The following is an 18,590-nucleotide window of genomic DNA, read 5'->3' on the forward strand; positions in this document are numbered from 1 at the left end:
TTGTTTAGCCTTCTTTATTTATATATTTATAATTATGCTTTACCGAACCAATTAACGGGCTCTGGATTTGTATTACGTAAAATATGCTTTTCTTCTTGATATTCAGCTAATCCTGGTTTGCCTAGCTCTCTACCGATACCTGATTGCTTATAGCCACCCCATGGCGCTTGCGCAAAGTATGGATGGAAATCATTAATCCACACCGTACCCATTTTCAACTTATTAGCTACACGTTCGGCTTTACCAACGTCATTTGTAAACACGCCACCTGCTAATCCGTAAATAGAATCGTTAGCAAGCTTGATTGCTTCCTCTTCAGTTGAGAAACTTTCAATTGTTACTACTGGGCCAAACACCTCTTCTTGTACAATACGCATTGATGTATCACAATCCGTAATAACAGTTGGTTCAAAGAAGAAACCATTTTGTAAATCTTCACGTTCAGGACGCTGACCACCAATAGCGATAGTTGCATTTTCAGATTTCGCAACTTCCATATAATTTTCAATTTTTTCACGGTGCTCAGCAGAAATAACTGGACCCATTTCTGTATCTTCATCAAAGCCGTTACCTAATTTAATATTTTTTATTCTTTCTACAAGTTCTGCTTCGAATTCTTTTTTAATATCATTTTGCACGATGATTCTTGCCCCAGCTGAACAAACTTGTCCTGCATGGAAAAAGCCACCATTGAGTGCTTGATCTACAGCTAAATCAAAATCAGCATCTGCAAATATAATATTTGGATTTTTACCGCCTAATTCTAAAGCAATATTTGTCACGTGATCAGCTGCATTTTTCATAATATGTTTACCAGTTTGAATACCACCTGTAAACGATACTAAGTCAACGTCTTTATGCGAAGAAAGAGGTTCACCTACTTCAGAACCTTTACCTAACACGAGGTTTATAACGCCTTGTGGGAATCCAACTTCTTCCATCAATTCAAATACACGAATTGTTGTTAACGGAGTAATTTCACTTGGTTTCATGACTAATGAACAACCTGTTGCTAATGCAGGTGCTATTTTCCAAGATGCTTGAAGTAAAGGATAATTCCACGGTGTGATTTGAGTAACAACACCAATCGGTTCTTTAATGACTTTACTTTCGGTATTTGGAATAGGAGAATCAATAATCTCTCCACCATCTTTATCTGCTAATCCAGCAAAAAAGTTAAATACGTTGGCAATATCGTCCATATCCGCATAAGATTCTTCTAACGTTTTACCCGTGTCTAATGTTTCAAGCTTAGCCAATTCTTCACGATGCTTAACGATTAAGTCAGAGATGGCTCTCACTTTCTTACCACGATTTTCACTAGTTTCGTTAGCCCATTCACCATGTTCAAATGCGCGTCTAGCTGCTAGTATTGCACGCTCACTATCATCTGCTGTTCCTTCTGCAACTTCAAAAATCACTTCTTGATTGTATGGATTAATAATTTTTCTTGTTTCTTTATTTGAGCTTTCAACCCACTCACCATCAATAAATTGACGACGAGACAAATTTTTTACAAGTTCCATTAAAATTACCTCCGTTAAGTTTGTTAAATTTTTATTTAACGAATTTTATAAAGTTTATGTTAGCATAGTAAATGAAAGGGTGTCAAACGCGTTCAAATTTCATGCGGTTAATAACGTCTCTTAATAAAAATCTACTTAAATTCCGTTTATTGACCTGCTATAATTTGAATTTATAAAAAATATTTGGTCGGAGGTGTACATCATGGTACATTCATACAACCCTGAGAATCAGTTAGACGAAGCAAAAGATCTTGTTATCAATGCGATTGGTGAAACGATGGATTTATATGGTATCAATAGAAGCGTCGGAAATTTATTTGGTACGATGCTTTTCGAAGATAGCATGACCCTCGATGAAATGCGCGAACAATTACAAATGAGCAAGCCAAGCATGAGCGCTGGTGTCAAAAGGCTTCAAGAATTTGATATTGTGAAACAACAGTTTACGCGCGGTAGTAGAAAACAACATTTTGTTGCCGAGAAAGATTTCTTTAACTTCTTTCGTAATTTCTTCACGCGCAAATGGCGCCGAGAAATCGTAATTAATGCTGAAGCTGTCCATGATTCAGTAGCTATTTTAGATAAAATTATTAACAATCCGAGTGTTGATGCAACAACTAAAAATGAAGCACTTGAAACTAAGCAGCAACTCGTTGATACATTGCCATATTATGAATGGTTAGATCAATTAAGTGATGCGCTTGAAAGTGGTGAAATTTTCAAATACTTCCCAATACCTGAAAGTACGTATAAACAACAATAATCCCTCGAATTCATTTAATAAGCAATATATGTAAAAAAATAGCTGCCGACATGTTGTCGGCAGCTATTACTTTGTTTTATAAGTTGTCGTCTTCTTTTTTCTCTCTCACTTGTGTAATTCTTAATGAACGACGTTCTACTTCCCTATATTTATCAGCACGATGTTCCAGTTTAAGTCGATCTTCAGACAATGTTCGTAAGAATGAAATCATCATCATTACAAACACAATAAGTACCGGAACACTCGCTAATACAGAAGCTGTTTTCAATACATCTAATGCGCGTTCGCCGCCAACTAACATCAAAGCAAATGGTAATAGACATAGTGCAAATGCCCAATATAAACGATTTGCTTTTAATGGTTCGCCAATCACTTTCTTCTGTGAAGCTGCAGCTAAAATATATGATCCAGAGTCAAATGTTGTTGCTAAAAATAAAATAGCTGAAATTAAGAATAAAATAATAACTAAGTTTGGAAACGGTAAATGATGTAAAACTTCAATAATTGTGGCCTCAGTAGTATGAGAATTTAGAAATTCAATTACATTAAATTGACCACTTATTTGTAAATACACTGCATAGTTTCCAAAAATACCAAAGAACAGCATACAGCCCAACGTACCATATACTAATGTCCCTAGAACAAGTTCTTTTAGCGTACGGCCTTTTGATATACGTGCAATAAACAATCCAATAAATGGCGCATAAACTATCCACCATGCCCAATAAAAGACCGTCCATTTTTGAGGGAATTTCGTTTCTTCACGTCCCCCTATACCGCCAAATGGTTCAATCCATGTTGCCATTTGGAAAAAGTTTTTAAACATATTACCCATACCAGTGATCGTTGTTTCCATTATAAATACGGTTGGACCGACAACGAGCACAAATCCAAGTAATATAAACGACAAGATAACGTTGCCGTCACTTAAAACTTTAATCCCTTTTTTCAATCCTGAATAAGAACTATAAGCAAATATTGCAGTAATAATTAACAAGATAACACTCTTCATGAGCATATTATCTCCATCTATCCCTGTAAGCCGCTCTATTCCTGCTGTAATCATCGGTACACCTAATGCTAATGAAGTAGCAGCTCCGCCTAACAAACCAAAAATAAAGATAATATCAACTACTTTTCCGACAATACCATCTGTTTGCCCTTTTAATATAGGACGTAGTGTTTTACTAATTTTATACACTGGCTTGTTCTTTACAAATACAAGATAACCAATACAAAGTGCTGGCAATACAAATGTTGCCCATGCAATTGGCCCCCAGTGGAACATGCCATACATTGTCGCATAATTAAGCGCACTATCTGTCATACCTTTACCACCATGTGGAGGATTTTGGTAATAAAACGCCCATTCAATGATTCCCCAGTATAAAATATCAGAAGCAATTCCTGCACAAAATAGCATGGCAGCCCAACTGAAATTATTAAATTCAGGTTTATCGGTTGCTTTACCAAGCGTTACGTTACCATATTTACCAAAAGCTATGTATAATACGAAAATCAATGTTGCTAAGCCGATTAGTAAATAAACAGAACCAATTGTACTAGAAACAGCATCGTTCATTTTAGTAATAACTTCTTGACTTGCTTTTGGAAAAACCATCATAGGAATTACTGCAATAAGTAAAATTACGGATGATCCTATAAAGGTCGTCCAATCCATAACTTTATTTTTTTTCATTATTGAACACCCCTGTATTTAATTTTTTGTAACTATGTAGAACTTGCTAAAAATATAAAACTTAGCAAAAATAGATAATAATTCACAAACATGAGCCTAACGAACTTTAAATAATAATGCAAATTACATTCAAAATTCTGAAATTAATAATATGAATATTTATATAAAATTGATAATTTATGTTCAAATGAAAATGGCTATAATCATAGTGTTAAGTTTGAACTTAACGTAATTAATGAATCTTACAATATCGTTTAATGTATTTTTATTCATTAATAGTGTATAAATATTTGTTTTTATTTTTTAGATGATTTAAGTATTATTGGGTTATTTATTAATAAAAATTGGATAAATGCGGTTTAAGTTACAGTCAGCTAAATTTCGAATTGAAAAGTCTTAGAAAGATCATCTCTTACATTTAAAATAAAATATTCTATAATAGTGTAAACAGCAAAATTATTGCAAGAAACCGAGGCGTATGCAAATGGAAAAATCAAAAATAATTAATTACTGGGATAAACGTGCTGATTCTTTTAGTAAAAATAAGCGTGCAGAACTAAAAAGTACACATGCACAAAAATGGATAACTGAAATAAGTCACATAACTCCTATTAAGCCAGGAATGAAAGTTTTAGATATTGGAACTGGTGCTGGTTTTTTAGCGATTTTATGTAGTGAGCAAGGTGGTGATGTCACAGGTATCGATTTGTCTCCCGATATGATTCAATCAGCAAAACAAAATGCGGACCGTTATAATCATGATATCCATTTTCAAGTTATGGATGCTGAAACCTTATTATTTAATGATGAAACTTTCGATCTCGTCATTTCACGTAATGTTACTTGGCTACTTCCAAATACAACACTAGCATATCAAGAATGGCTACGCGTATTAAAACCAAATGGAACACTCATCAACATAGATGCTAATTATGGGCAGGATTCATTTACAGACTATCAATCACTCAATGCAGACCATGCACACCATACACTTGGAAACAATATGCTTGTCGAAAGTGAAGCAATAAAACAAAGCATACCTATTAATCATCAGCCTAGACCTCAAACAGATATTGGTATATTAAAGCATTTAGGTGTGAATGATATTCATTTAGACACTGAAATTTATTTACGTATCTATTCAGAGCAAGATGCATTTTATAATCCAACACCAATATTTTTAATTTCAGTTACTAAATCATAATCGCTACATAACAAGTTGATATAAAAGCTATAATATTTATTATGTTATGACATAGTAAATGCCTACAGCTTGCGTTCTGTCTGATTTTTTATCATACTATAGGAGAATAAAGTAAAAGGAGTGGTAAGAATGAATAAAGAACAATTTGACAAAGTGAAAAACGGAAAAGGCTTTATTGCTGCTTTAGACCAAAGTGGCGGTAGTACACCTAAAGCGTTACGTGACTACGGTGTTACCGAAGATCAATACGACAGCGAAGATGAAATGTTCAAGCTCGTTCATGACATGCGTACGCGTATTGTATCTTCACCATCATTTAGTTCAGATAAAATTGTTGGGGCGATTCTTTTCGAACAAACAATGGATCGCGAAGTAGAGGGTAAACATACAGCTGATTACCTAGCCGACAAAGGCGTTGTTCCTTTCTTAAAAATAGATAAAGGCTTAGATGAACAAAAAGATGGCGTTCAATTAATGAAACCAATGCCTGAATTAGATGACTTACTAAATCGTGCAAATAAGCATAAGATTTTTGGAACTAAAATGCGTTCTAATATCTTAGAATTGAACAAAGACGGTATTGATTTAGTTGTTAAACAACAATTTGAAGTCGCTAAACAAATTATTGCAGCTGGTTTAGTTCCAATTATTGAACCTGAAGTAAACATTAATGCTGACAATAAAGAAGAAATCGAATCATATTTAACAGATTCAATTTTAGAAGAATTAAACAAATTAAATGATGATCAACTAGTTATGCTTAAAGTAACTATCCCTACTAAAGCTAATCAATATCAATCATTAATTAACCATCCAAATGTTGTACGTGTTGTTGCACTATCTGGTGGTTATAGTAGAGAACATGCCAATGAAGTACTTAAACAGAATAAAGATTTAATCGCAAGTTTCTCTCGTGCATTGATTAATGATTTAAATGTTAATCAAACTGATGAAGAATTCAATAAGATTTTAGGCGAAACTGTTGAATCAATTTATGATGCTTCAGTTAACAAAAATTAAAGAATCGTAGTTAAAGCATTATCATATTTACCGCTTTAATCCATATAATATCCAAGCTTTCTGAGGCTAGGACACGTTTTTTTGTGTTCTAGCCTCACTTTTTTTAATTAGCTATCATGACACAGACATATCATTCCTTACACACACAATATGATTTATCATCCTTTCATACATAAGAATTGAGCTAAAAAATCTAAGTCAGACTAGCCAATATTGAAAACAATAGCTATACTAAAATTAATTTATGACATCTTTTAATTAACTAACGAGGAGATTACTTAATGAAAAAACACTTGCATAGATGGATAATTGAAGCATTAAGTTTTATGGCTTTGGGTTTGTTTGGTTCTTTAATTATAGGGCTTATTTTAGAGACAATTGGCAATCAATCTTTAGTGCCACAATTAGAGTTATCATTTTTATCAGAAATAGGTAAGGTGGCAATGTCTGTAACTGGTGCTGCAATCGGAGTAGCCATTGCTTATGGATTAGGCGCAAAACCTTTAGTTATTTTTTCGTGTGTTATTGTCGGCACATTAGGTTATACCACATTTGGTGGCGGTGCAGTCGGTGCCTATATCGCTACACTTATCGTTGTAGAAGTGAGTAAATTTTATGCAAGTAAGACTAAAGTAGATATCATTGTTACACCATTACTAACTATTGTAATAGGTGGTATCATAGCAAAACTTTTTGGTCCAGCATTAAATCAATTTATGACAGGTTTAGGCAAAGTAATCATTGCTGCAACAGATCAACAACCATTCATTATGGGAATTTTGGTATCCGTTATCTTTGGTTTAGCACTTACTGCCCCAATTTCTAGTGCAGCCCTCGCGCTTATGCTTGATCTAAGTGGTTTAGCTGCAGGTGCTGCAACAATTGGCTGTGCCGCACAAATGGTAGGTTTCGCAGTCAACGGATACAAAGATAACGGATGGAGTAGCTTATTGTCTATAGGTATTGGCACAAGTATGTTGCAGGTTCCAAATATCATTAAAAATCCTATGATTCTCCTGCCTCCAACACTAGCAAGTGCAATCGTCGCACCAATCATGACTACATTATTTCCGATGACAAATAATCCTGCAGGCGCAGGCATGGGTACAAGTGGATTAATTGGTCAAATTATGACGATCAATACAATGGGTGGCTCGCTTCAAACATGGTTATTAATATTGATTTTCCATATTATTTTACCTGCAGTCATCAGCTTCACTCTATACAAATATGCTTTCAAAAAGCAATGGATTAAACCAGGTGACCAGCTAATCCACGTTGCAAACTAATGTGACGTTCAACCATTTTCCTCTAAAAAACCGTATCAGTACAATTATACTGATACGGTTTTTTTAGTTTGACTATGATTTAATAGTCAGATTGGTTATCCCCTTTCACGGGGACATATGGACTTTTGGTTGATTTTCTTTTTTGAGTTAAATAAAGCACAGCTGCAATAAAATACCAGACTAATACAATTAACCATTCCGATGGCCAAGCTAACGATGAGGGCATACCTGGTAAATAAATTACGATAAACAATATACTCAAAACTACTGCAATGATTCCGACTGTCTGTCCATTTTTAATACGATAAGGACGTTCTAAATCAGGTTGTGTTTTACGTAGTTTAAGAAATGAAATGGCAACGAGTAAATAGCCAAGTACAACACCAATGCCTCCTGCATTTACAATCCACGAAAGTGCAGGTCTTCCTAATAATGGGGCAACAAAGGCAAGAACACCTAAAAATAAAATACCATGTGTAGGGGTTTTAAATTTGGGGTGGATATAAGCAAACCATTGTGGAATCATTTTGTTTTTAGCCATTGCGTATAGTATTCTACTTCCACCAATAATGAAAGCGTTCCAACTTGTGATTATGCCAGCAACGCCACCCAGTACAAGTAAGACACCAAACCCACTATGTCCGAATAAATTAACCATTGCATCAGCCGTTGCTAAACTACTTGTATTAAGTGCTGTAGGTGAAAGGCCAGTAGCTACACCAAACACAATAAGCAAATAAAAAATAACAGATGCTACGATTGATAATATTAAAATACCACCAATTTTTTTAGATGGTGCCTTTACCTCTTCTGCAATTTGTGGAATCACATCAAAGCCAACAAATAAGAAAGGAATCATCATCAACACAGACATTGTTCCTCCTACGCCATGTTCAAATGGTACTAAATTACTAAAATTACCATTAAATCCTGCACCAAACACAAGTAATAATCCTACTGCCACAATAAAAATGGTGAACACCGTTTGCATTATAGCTGCTGGCTTGACACCAAAATAATTAAGTGATGTTAATATGATACTCCCAATTGAACCAATTAATACCCATGTGAAATAGACATCCCAACCAGCAATTTTCCACATAAAGCCATGATGTTCAAAGGGAATAACATAATCAATGACTGTTGGTAATGCAACTGCCTCAAACGTAATAACAGATACATATCCAAATAAAACTGACCAACCAGAAATAAATGCTATACCAGGAGAAAATGCTTTTTTAACAAATACAAAGCCCCCTCCAGTTTCTGGAATCGCAGATGCAAGTTCTGCGTATGTAAGACCGATTACAATAACAAGCAATCCGCCAATTAAAAAAGCAACAATGCTTCCAGCAAATCCAGCTGTTGACACCCATTCTCCAGATAAGACGACCCATCCCCATCCTAGCATGGCGCCGATAGCTAGAAATAAGACATCAACGATATTCATTGATTTATTAAATTGTGATTTTTGTGATTTCATTGAACATACCCCATAACATTCTACAAATTAAAATAATAATATAGCAAGGGCGACACAGTCCTCTAACTTCAGCACTGTGTGCGCAGCCTTGTCATGATTTAATGATTATTCTTGAAACTTTTAACCCTTGTTTATCATCCAAGTGAAACTACTTTAATTATCATTCGTGAATAGACAGATATTTTGTTTCTAAATAAGGTTCAATACCTTCTATGCCGCCTTCTCTACCGTAACCACTTTCTTTCAAACCACCAAATGGTGCGTGTGCAGCCGAAGGACCTCCGTCATTCCAACCCATAACGCCGTATTCTAATTCATTAAATAATTTCAAACCAGTGCGATAGTCATTCGTAAAGAAGTATGATGCTAGACCAAATTCCGTATCATTTGCTATGCGAATAACTTCATCTAAATCTTCATACGTCATCACTGGTGCAACTGGTCCAAACGTTTCTTCATGCATAGCTTTCATAGCTAAGTTCGCATTAGAAATTACTACTGGCTTTAAGAAATTCCCACCTAATGATTGAACTTCTCCAATGCTACGTGACAATGTGCCACCTTTTTCTTGTGCATCTGTAATATGTGTCAATACTTTCTTGACAGCTTGTTCATCGATCAACGGTCCTACTTTCACATCATTTTCCAAACCATTACCTACAGTCAGTGCATGTACTTTTTCAATTAATTTCTCTGTATAGTCATCTGCAATATCTTGATGTACATAAATTCTATTTGCACATATGCATGTTTGTCCTGCATTTCTAAATTTAGAAGCAATTGTGCCCTCAACAGCTGCATCAATATCAGCATCTTTATGGACAATTAACGGTGCAAGCCCACCTAATTCCATCGTTACATTTTTAACTTGTTGTGCCGATTGTTCTATCAATGACTTACCTACTGCAGTTGACCCAGTAAATGTCACTTTACTGATGTGTTCATGTTCTGTAAATATATCACCTGCGTTTTTACCAGATGCAATAATATAAGAAATAACATCTTTAGGAAAACCAGCTTCATGCGCGAGTTCCACTAATTTAATTGTAGTTAATGGTGTTTTAACTGCTGGTTTACAAATAATTGTACAACCGGCGGCCAATGCAGGTGCCATTTTACGTGTGATCATCGCTGCAGGAAAGTTCCAAGGCGTAATTGCACCGACAACACCTACTGGGAATTTATCTATAATTATTTTTTTAGATGAAGTGCTAGCTGGAATTGTTCGACCATAGATACGTTTGGCTTCTTCTGCATACCACTTCACATAGGAGTTGGCATAAGTTACTTCGCCTTTTGCTTCAGCAAGTGGTTTACCACCCTCTAAAGTAATAAGGCGTGCTAATTCATTTTGATGTTCATCTATAAGTTCTGCCCATTTCATTAATTTAGCAGAACGTTCGTGAGCGTCTACTTTTTTCCATTGTTGAAATGCTTTATGTGCACGTTCTACTTGCGCTTGAATCGCCTCGTTACTCGTATAATCTATGCGTTCAATCACTTCATTAGTAGCTGGGTTGAATACGTCTAATTTTGTCATATTAAGGTCCCCTTTATTTAATTAATTATAATATGCTTATAATTACCCTTACCCTATATCAAAAAATATAAAGTGTAGTGGTTTAAGCGATACCCTCTTTAGAAATGACAGTCTCAAATGCATTTGTTAGAATGCGCAGTCCTTCATTCAATTCATCGTCTGTGATAACCAATGGTGGTAAGAAGCGAATGACATTGCCTTTGATACCTGCAGATAATAATAATAAGCCTTTGTCATTTGCTAATTGAACAAGCTTAGCTGTTAACGCCTTATCAGGCGCACCTGTTTCTGGATTTATCACTTCAAAAGCAACCATTGCACCTAATCTACGTATATTTGCAATTTGATCATACGTTTCGTTCAATGATGTTAAATATGTTTCTATGTTATAACCTAATTGTTCTGCTTTAGCATTTAAATCTTCTGTTTCTATAATTTCAATAACTTTCAGTGCAGCCTCGCATGCTAATGGATTTCCAGCATACGTGCCACCCAATTCTCCTGGTGCAGCACTATCAATAATTTCTGCTTTACCAACTACACCGCTTAACGGAAAGCCCGCAGCCAATGATTTAGATACTGTAATTAGATCAGGTTCGATATCAAAATGTTCTATAGCAAATGTTTTGCCTGTTCTAGCAAAGCCACTTTGAATTTCATCAGCGACAAAGACAATACCATTATCTTCACATATTTGCTTTACCGTTTTGACAAATTTAGAATTCGGTATAATAAAGCCACCTTCACCTTGAACAGGCTCCATAACAATACAAGCTACATCACTCGGATCCACAGTTTCTATAAAGAAATCATGTAATTTATTAATTATTTGATCTGTATAAGCTTCACCTGATAATTCTTCAGATTTTTCAGAAATATTAGGATACGGGGCTTGGTAAACTTCTGGCGCAAACGGTCCGAAACCAAATTTGTAAGGCTTCACTTTACTCGTCATTGACATAGTCAAATTTGTTCTACCATGAAATCCTCTTACAAAAGAAACAACAGCTTGCCTACCCGTGTATTTTCTCGCAATCTTCACCGCATTTTCTACTGCTTCTGCGCCAGAATTAAGCAATATTGCTTTTTTCTCAAAACGGCCTGGGGTTATCTCTGTTAACTTTTGTGCTAAGTTAAGATAACTTTCATACATAATGACATTAAATCCAGGATGTATAAATTTATCTAATTGTTTTTTTAAGTGTTTCGTAATCTCAGGATGCGTATGTCCCACATTCAATGTTCCAATTGCTCCGGCAAAATCAATAAATACATTACCTTCAACATCTTTAATAGTTGCACTTTGTGCTTCATCAGCAACATGTAGATTTCCGTTTCCTACGCCACGTGCTACATATTTTTCACGTTGCGCTTTATAATCATTAAATTTATCCGACATCATAAAACCTCCAATAACTGAATTACAAATGTTATTTCATTTATTGTCTAAAAATTTAAAATATTATTGGTATTCTGTAAAGCACCAGTTTGTCTTATTCAATGGTACCAGATGAGTCAGTGATTACTTTTTTTAAGCGCTGAACAGCTTCAGGTATTTGTTGTTGCTGGATTTTAGAAAATCCAATAATCAATATTTTCCGGTCACTATTATTTTGAAGCGGTTTCACATTGAAGCGATTTATCGTATAAAGCTCTAAGTTATAATCCTTGGCTCTGGATTCAATTTCTTCATAAGAGTACGACGAAATAACTTCAACAATAAAATGTAAGCCCGCCTGTGTATCTTTGATATCAATTCTAGTACCAAATGTCTGTTGTAATTGCTCAATAAGATAAGCCCTCTTTTTACCATATAATTGATGCATTCTTTTTATATATTTTTCATAATGTCCTTCTTTTATCAATAAATTTAATGTTAAGGCATTTAATATTGAAAAGTCTGGAATAGTACTTTGATTTTGCACATCAAATTTCTGAACCAAGTTAGTCGGTAATATCATATAACTGATTCTTAATCCCGGCATTAATGTTTTGGAAAATGTGCCTAAGTATATCACGCGTTCATTTTTATCAAAACTAAATAATGAGGGAATGTTATCCGTTTCGTACTTGAACTCACTATCATAATCATCTTCAATGATATAGCTATGTGTTTTACTCGCCCAATTTAATAAACTGATGCGCCTAGATACTGGCATAATAGTGCCCATTGGAAATTGATGAGATGGCGTAACAATAATTGCATCTGGTCGCATACGTTTGATTTCTTCTATTGAAATACCTTTATGATCTAGTGAAATGGAAGTCATTTGAATGTTTGTTCTTTCTAATAACGTTCTGAAACGAGAGTAACCAGGATTTTCAACAGCAATCGTTACATTTTCAGACATGAGTTCAATTAAGTTGGTTAATAACGAATTAGTCCCCGAGCCTATAATAATTTGTTCTGGATGACAATGGATACCACGTTGATAAGAAACTAATTTTGCAATAGATTGTCTTAATTCAAATGGTCCCTTCACATCAGGAATAGAAGATAAGTAATGATCATAATGTTTAAAAACTTGTTTCATCATTTTAGTCCAAGTATCTACTGGAAATTCTGAAATATCAGTACTCATGTGCGAAAATGAATAGTCAAACTCCGCATCAGATTTAGTATCAAATGTTGCTACTGTGTGTTGTTGCTCTGTTTCAACAATCAATTTGTCTAATGGTTCTATGTAATATCCTTTGCGCTCTTTCGTATAGATGTAACCTTCTGCCAGTAACTGTTCATAAGCTGCTTTCACACTATTCACACTTATGTTTTTATGTTGAGACATCACGCGTTTTGAAGGTAATTTCTCATGACTTTCATATTTAAATGTCAGAATATCTTCTTTTAATTGACTATATAATGCTCTGTAAATATATAAGTTACTGTCGCGTTGCATAGTACACCTCATTTGTTTGTTTTTTCGAATTATTAATAATATAATTAAAATTAATTTATAATTATTCTGGCAATTATATCATATAAAAAAACAGTGGCTATTTTAAGATAGCCACTGTTTTAATCACATAATGAGATATTTTATCGCTCTTGTACGTTATAATACTGGCGACGCTAATTTGGCAATAGCCTGTTTAAATTTAATCCAATTAGAACGTTGATTATAACGAGCTTCAGTTAATTCTTTTGATACTTTTAAATCTTCAAAGAAAGCATCTTTAAGTTGTTTAGTAATACGTTCATCATACATAAAAGCATTTATTTCAAAGTTTAATTCAAAGCTACGGATATCCATGTTTGCAGAACCGACACTTGCAACTTCATCATCAATAATCATCATTTTAGAATGAATAAAACCATTTTCATATGTGTAAACTTTCACACCATCACGTATGAGTTGGGCTACACTTGAAATTGTCGCCCAATATACAAAGATATGATCAGGTTTACATGGTATGATCAAACGGACATCCACCCCAGATTTTGCAGCTATTCGCAATGCATTTATATAACCTTTGTCTGGAATAAAATATGGACTATGCATATATATTGATTCTTTAGCATTCATTATCATTTTCATATATCCAAATTCTATTTGGTGCCAATTATCACTTGGTGCACTTAGTGCAAGTTGCATTGAGACGTCACCGCCTTGATGTGCATTGTCTGGGAAATACTTGTCATTGTAATCCAATTGTTCACGCTTAGCTTGTGAGTTCCAATCATGTATAAAGCTTAATTGTAATGCATCTACACCATCGCCTCTCACTCTAAGGTGAGTATCTCTCCAATAGCCAAATTTTTCATTCAAGCCTAAATATTCATCCCCCACATTGAAACCACCTACATAACCTGTCATCCCATCAATGACAACAATTTTACGGTGATTCCTATTGTTCACTCTAAAGTTTATTAATGGTATTTTAGCTTGGAAAAAGGCTTCTACTTGTCCACCGTTTTCTTGGAACTTTTTAAATTTTGATTTGTGTACAGATTTAGACCCTACTGCATCATACAGTAGTTTAACTTCAAGACCTTCTTCAGCTTTTTGTTCTAAAATTTCAATGATTTCTGTACCTAATCCGTCTAAATTCAATACATAATACTCCATATGAATGTAAGATTTAGCATTACGTAAATCTTCTTTCATTTGATTGAATAAATCATGACCATCGGTATAGATATCAATATTATTATCATTACTAAGAAATGAAGGTTCTTTTGTTAAAAGTGTCGCTGCAATATCATGGTGCTTCCTAACAATAGGGTTATCAGAATCACTAATTTTATTAGTTGAATCTTGTAATTGCGATTGCACTCTTTTCATCCCATCTTCAATCTGATTATGTGCAAACCCTCGTTCACGCTTTTTACGAATGCCTCTTCCGAAAAATATATAAATGAAAAAACCTAAAATAGGCATTACAAATAGTAAAAACAACCATGCCCATGTTGCTGTGGCATCCCTTCTATCTCTATCTAAAAAGACAATAACAAATGCTAAAATCACATTGATTACAAAGAAGAAGGCTAGTACGCCACGATATATCGGACTTACACCCGGATCAAATATTAATTGCATTACTTCACCTCATTATTCTTTCATTATAGATAGCAAAACTATTATTAGCCATTTAGTTACAACACTAAAAATGTAACTTACTTAATAATTAAATATCTTTACTAATAATATAAAGATATCTGTTTCATAAGCATTGTCATCTATCATATTCCATTATAAATGTATTTACCATTTTCGCTATAGGATAATCATTATAATAATAAATTAATGTGCGTTACTTCTGAAGTGATTGTTCAATTGTATGATTGCGACCTGCTTGTGAACCAAATAAAGTAATGATAACCGCTGTGAGTAATAAAATACATAAAGAAGCCATCCAAGTACCAGTCACGTCATGTAAAATACCAAATAGCAATGGACCAGTGGCCGCAAATAAATAACCAATAGACTGCGCCATTCCAGATAGTTTTGCTGCTGTTTGACTATGTTCTGTCCGCAGACTAAAGAAGGTATTTACAAGGCCAAATGCAATTCCTCCAGCAACACCTATCAAGATAGTTGAGATAATTGCTAACTTCGGTATTAATAACATAATTAACACACCAACAATAAAAAATAATCCCGTCACAAAAGTCAATAAAAACTGGGATTTCATCTTAGTCGCAAATATAGGGGTGATAAACGTAAACGGAATAATTGAAATCTGAAGTATGGATAAATATACGCCTGCTTCACTGATAGACATGCCACTCTGTGATAAATATGCTGGCATCCAATTAATTAATGAATAAAAAATCAATGATTGGCCACCCATCAATATTGTAATTTGCCAGGAAACTGGTGACTTCCAAACATTCACACTTTCACGAGGCAATGCTGTAACCATTTCTTGTTTACCTTTCAACTGAAATGACCAAATTACCATAGTCACAAGTGTTATGATTCCAATTAAACTTATTGCAATATTATAATTAAATGTTTTGAGCAAAGGGACCGTACCATATGATGATAAACCGCCGAATACATTCATAACTACAGTATAATATCCTGTCATGATACCTATATGTAATGGAAATTTTGCTTTAATCACAGCTGGTGCAAGCACATTTCCAAACCCGATACCTATACCAATGAGCACTGTTCCTATATACAACCACGACATATCGGTAATTGATCTAACAGCAATACCTATAAAAATTAAGCATAGCGCCAGGAAAATTGTTTTCTCTAAGCCAAATTGATTGCTTGTTCTTGCAGCAAATAGTGAAATAACAGCAAATGCTAACAAAGGTACAACCGTAACAACACTGACAGCACTGTTAGACAGCGCTAAGTCTGTTTTGATATCAGGTAAAGCAACACCAATGGACGTGATAGGCGCTCTCAAATTTGCCCCTACTAATAAAATACCTATAAATAATAACCAATTAAATGGCTTTGTTTTTCTATAATTTTTCATTTTGTACCACCTTGAAGTGTCTATTTTTAAAAGAACACATTATATGGTACGATATGTACGTTATATTGTAAATAGGAGAGATCAAATTGTATAATATTCAAAATATAGTAGCAAAAAATATAGCAGATTATCGAAAAAAGCATCAGTTAAGCTTGGATAAAGTGTCCAGTGCGACAGGTGTCAGTAAAAATATGTTAAGTCAAATAGAAAAAGGTCATTCCAATCCTACTATTACTACCTTATGGAAAATTGCAAATGGACTTCATATCTCATTGTCGCAGTTAACTTCCTTAAATAATGATGAAGTAGATTTTATAGATGAGTCTGATATTATTCCTATCATTGATGATAAAGTCACTATTTATCCATATTTTCCCTATGATGATAAAAAACAATTTGAAATGTTTAAAATGGCAATAGAACCTAATGGAAAAATGGACTCAGCTCCTCACCATGCTGGTTCAGAGGAGTATATCATTGTGAACGAAGGCATCCTTGAAATGGAAATCGATTCAAAAATCTATACAATTAATCATCATCAAGCTTTTCGTTTTAATAGTGATGTACCACATAGATATTGTAACCCTGGTGACATCACTGTCGTTTTCACTTCTACAATGTATTATCAATAGCTTATTAAAGCTTCCCATTTTAAAGCTCCACTACTCTTTAGCGCTTTAGTTCTTGTAAGGCGTTTATTGAGCTAGTAGAGCTTATTCATGTGCTTCAGTCGTAATATTCCTCTTTCTATAACACTATATAAGTTTATTTTAACTATTATAAATTTAACGTTTATGTTCAATTGACACTTTTAAATATGTCAGATATATTGTACATGTAATATATATTTGACACACAAGGTGGCGATGTATTCACTATGAATCATGTAAAACTTTACCGAACCTCAAAGCAAATGTCACAACTTACGCTTGCTCGCGCGGTTGAAGTATCAAGACAAACAATCAATATGATTGAAAATAACAAATATAATCCATCATTGAATTTATGTATTAACATAGCGAAAGCTTTAGACGTTACACTCAACGATTTATTTTGGGAGGAGGATTCATATGAATAGAAAAGATAAATGGTTATATCAAAATTTCACCGGTTCAATGAGTAGCCCAGATGAATATCAACAACATGAAATTGATAAAACACTAGCGAAATGCAGTATTATCGGTTTGTACACGCTTATCGCACTCGTTTATTTCTCTATTTTCTTCGACATTGAACGTTCATTTTTATCTCCATTCACTATTGGCGGGGTATGCTTGCTAATCGTTTTGGGTTGTAGAATGTCTATCAGTAAATTTAGCGCTGAGCCATTAACTATCGAGGTCAGCGATTCAGACGTTTACCAGAAGTTGCTACGTGAAACTCGCAATAAAAGAATTATTTTCTTAATGATTGCAATAATTTATATGCTTTTAACTGCAACAGTAATCGCACCAATCCTTGCAGGAAACCGTTTTAATTTTGATATTTTAACTGAGTATAGTACCTATCTACCATTAATTATCATCACCATATTTACGGTTACTAAGGATTCTCGGATAAAACTGCTAGATGAAAGGAGTGAACATGATGAATAACGACAAAATTCTACGTTTAATTCCTAACTTTAGATTTACAGATGAATATGAACGTCAACAACTATTACACGATTATGCTAGGTTCTCTCCATGGATTTTTTGGGGTAGTCTTATTGTAGGCACATTAGATTTTTTTATAAATAGCTATCTAGGTCAGCTGCCTGCGTTAGGTATATTAACTTATATATTCATACTCATCTATTCTGTCATATTAGTCGTTTCTCTTCGTAAGAAAAAAGTAGACACTTTAGAGGTTCATACTGAGGCACAATATAAGATCCAATTAAAGAAATTACATAAAAGCAGCCTATTATTCGCAACTATAATGTTTATCATATTCAACCTAAATTATTACTGGATACCATTCGTCACAGGTTCAGATTTGCCACATCGTTCAGATATTTTAACAAATCTACTTACGACTTTAATTATTGCTTTAATAACTGGCTTTGTCGTCTACGGATTTGCGAAAAGTAAACTCATTAAAACATATAAAGATAATGCGTAGTTAACACTTAATTATTATCTATTAAA

Annotated in this window: 16 protein-coding genes; 8 read left to right on the plus strand and 8 right to left on the minus strand. The window is 34.1% G+C overall.

The window, feature by feature from the left end; translation table 11 throughout:
• Window positions 1-32: 32 nt before the first annotated feature.
• Window positions 33-1,526, minus strand: coding sequence for a betaine-aldehyde dehydrogenase (gene betB / locus BTJ66_RS05590; RefSeq protein ID WP_099089987.1), 1,494 nt, complete (start codon window positions 1,524-1,526; stop codon window positions 33-35).
• 202 nt (window positions 1,527-1,728) lie between these two features.
• On the opposite strand from betB, the gene cudC reads away from it, so the two are divergent.
• Entirely contained in the window at window positions 1,729-2,289 is a 561-nt protein-coding gene (gene cudC, locus BTJ66_RS05595) for a choline uptake/conversion transcriptional regulator CudC (protein WP_099089988.1), read from the plus strand.
• Between the two features lie 76 nt (window positions 2,290-2,365).
• Here the strand turns inward: cudC and BTJ66_RS05600 are convergent, their stop codons facing one another.
• Entirely contained in the window at window positions 2,366-3,988 is a 1,623-nt protein-coding gene (locus BTJ66_RS05600) for a BCCT family transporter (RefSeq protein WP_099089989.1), read from the minus strand.
• 484 nt (window positions 3,989-4,472) lie between these two features.
• Here BTJ66_RS05600 and BTJ66_RS05605 point away from each other — a divergent pair, with 484 nt between their 5' ends.
• The 3 genes from BTJ66_RS05605 (at window position 4,473) to BTJ66_RS05615 (ending at window position 7,501) form a co-directional block, all read left to right on the plus strand.
• On the plus strand, window positions 4,473-5,192 hold the full coding sequence (locus BTJ66_RS05605; RefSeq protein WP_099089990.1) for a class I SAM-dependent methyltransferase: 720 nt from the start codon (window positions 4,473-4,475) through the stop codon (window positions 5,190-5,192).
• Between the two features lie 129 nt (window positions 5,193-5,321).
• A complete protein-coding gene (locus BTJ66_RS05610; RefSeq protein ID WP_099089991.1) occupies window positions 5,322-6,212 on the plus strand; it encodes a fructose bisphosphate aldolase in 891 nt (296 codons plus the stop codon).
• Window positions 6,213-6,493: 281 nt separating this feature from the next.
• The gene (locus BTJ66_RS05615; protein ID WP_099089992.1) at window positions 6,494-7,501 is read left to right on the plus strand and encodes a PTS sugar transporter subunit IIC; all 1,008 of its coding nucleotides are present in this window, start codon (window positions 6,494-6,496) and stop codon (window positions 7,499-7,501) included.
• A gap of 79 nt (window positions 7,502-7,580) precedes the next feature.
• Here BTJ66_RS05615 and BTJ66_RS05620 read toward each other — a convergent pair whose 3' ends face one another.
• The 6 genes from BTJ66_RS05620 to BTJ66_RS05645 all read right to left on the minus strand — a co-directional run bounded on the left by BTJ66_RS05620 (window position 7,581) and on the right by BTJ66_RS05645 (window position 16,461).
• On the minus strand, window positions 7,581-8,984 hold the full coding sequence (locus tag BTJ66_RS05620) for an APC family permease (RefSeq protein WP_099089993.1): 1,404 nt from the start codon (window positions 8,982-8,984) through the stop codon (window positions 7,581-7,583).
• Window positions 8,985-9,144: 160 nt separating this feature from the next.
• Complete coding sequence (locus tag BTJ66_RS05625; RefSeq protein ID WP_099089994.1) at window positions 9,145-10,524, minus strand: NAD-dependent succinate-semialdehyde dehydrogenase; 1,380 nt, start codon at window positions 10,522-10,524, stop codon at window positions 9,145-9,147.
• A gap of 82 nt (window positions 10,525-10,606) precedes the next feature.
• A complete protein-coding gene (gabT, locus tag BTJ66_RS05630) occupies window positions 10,607-11,923 on the minus strand; it encodes a 4-aminobutyrate--2-oxoglutarate transaminase (protein ID WP_099089995.1) in 1,317 nt (438 codons plus the stop codon).
• A 94-nt stretch (window positions 11,924-12,017) separates the two neighbouring features.
• Window positions 12,018-13,421 carry a MocR-like transcriptional regulator GabR gene (gene gabR, locus BTJ66_RS05635; RefSeq protein ID WP_099089996.1) on the minus strand — a complete coding sequence of 468 codons (1,404 nt, stop codon included), beginning with the start codon at window positions 13,419-13,421 and terminating at the stop codon, window positions 12,018-12,020.
• 156 nt (window positions 13,422-13,577) lie between these two features.
• Window positions 13,578-15,062: a cardiolipin synthase gene (gene cls, locus BTJ66_RS05640; protein ID WP_099089997.1), complete on the minus strand. Its 1,485-nt coding sequence runs from the start codon at window positions 15,060-15,062 to the stop codon at window positions 13,578-13,580.
• Window positions 15,063-15,276: 214 nt separating this feature from the next.
• The gene (locus BTJ66_RS05645; protein ID WP_099089998.1) at window positions 15,277-16,461 is read right to left on the minus strand and encodes a CynX/NimT family MFS transporter; all 1,185 of its coding nucleotides are present in this window, start codon (window positions 16,459-16,461) and stop codon (window positions 15,277-15,279) included.
• An 86-nt stretch (window positions 16,462-16,547) separates the two neighbouring features.
• Between BTJ66_RS05645 and BTJ66_RS05650 the strand changes: the two genes are divergently transcribed.
• The 4 genes from BTJ66_RS05650 to BTJ66_RS05665 all read left to right on the plus strand — a co-directional run bounded on the left by BTJ66_RS05650 (window position 16,548) and on the right by BTJ66_RS05665 (window position 18,564).
• Window positions 16,548-17,093 (plus strand): helix-turn-helix domain-containing protein, encoded by a 546-nt coding sequence (locus BTJ66_RS05650; protein ID WP_099089999.1) that lies wholly within the window; start codon window positions 16,548-16,550, stop codon window positions 17,091-17,093.
• Between the two features lie 245 nt (window positions 17,094-17,338).
• Window positions 17,339-17,539 carry a helix-turn-helix transcriptional regulator gene (locus BTJ66_RS05655; RefSeq protein WP_099090000.1) on the plus strand — a complete coding sequence of 67 codons (201 nt, stop codon included), beginning with the start codon at window positions 17,339-17,341 and terminating at the stop codon, window positions 17,537-17,539.
• Window positions 17,532-18,056 carry a hypothetical protein gene (locus BTJ66_RS05660; protein ID WP_099090001.1) on the plus strand — a complete coding sequence of 175 codons (525 nt, stop codon included), beginning with the start codon at window positions 17,532-17,534 and terminating at the stop codon, window positions 18,054-18,056. The genes BTJ66_RS05655 and BTJ66_RS05660 overlap by 8 nt, the downstream gene beginning before the upstream one ends.
• Entirely contained in the window at window positions 18,049-18,564 is a 516-nt protein-coding gene (locus BTJ66_RS05665) for a hypothetical protein (protein WP_099090002.1), read from the plus strand. The genes BTJ66_RS05660 and BTJ66_RS05665 overlap by 8 nt, the downstream gene beginning before the upstream one ends.
• Window positions 18,565-18,590: the final 26 nt, after the last annotated feature.

It is taken from the genome of Staphylococcus edaphicus (assembly GCF_002614725.1).
Taxonomy (GTDB): domain Bacteria; phylum Bacillota; class Bacilli; order Staphylococcales; family Staphylococcaceae; genus Staphylococcus; species Staphylococcus edaphicus.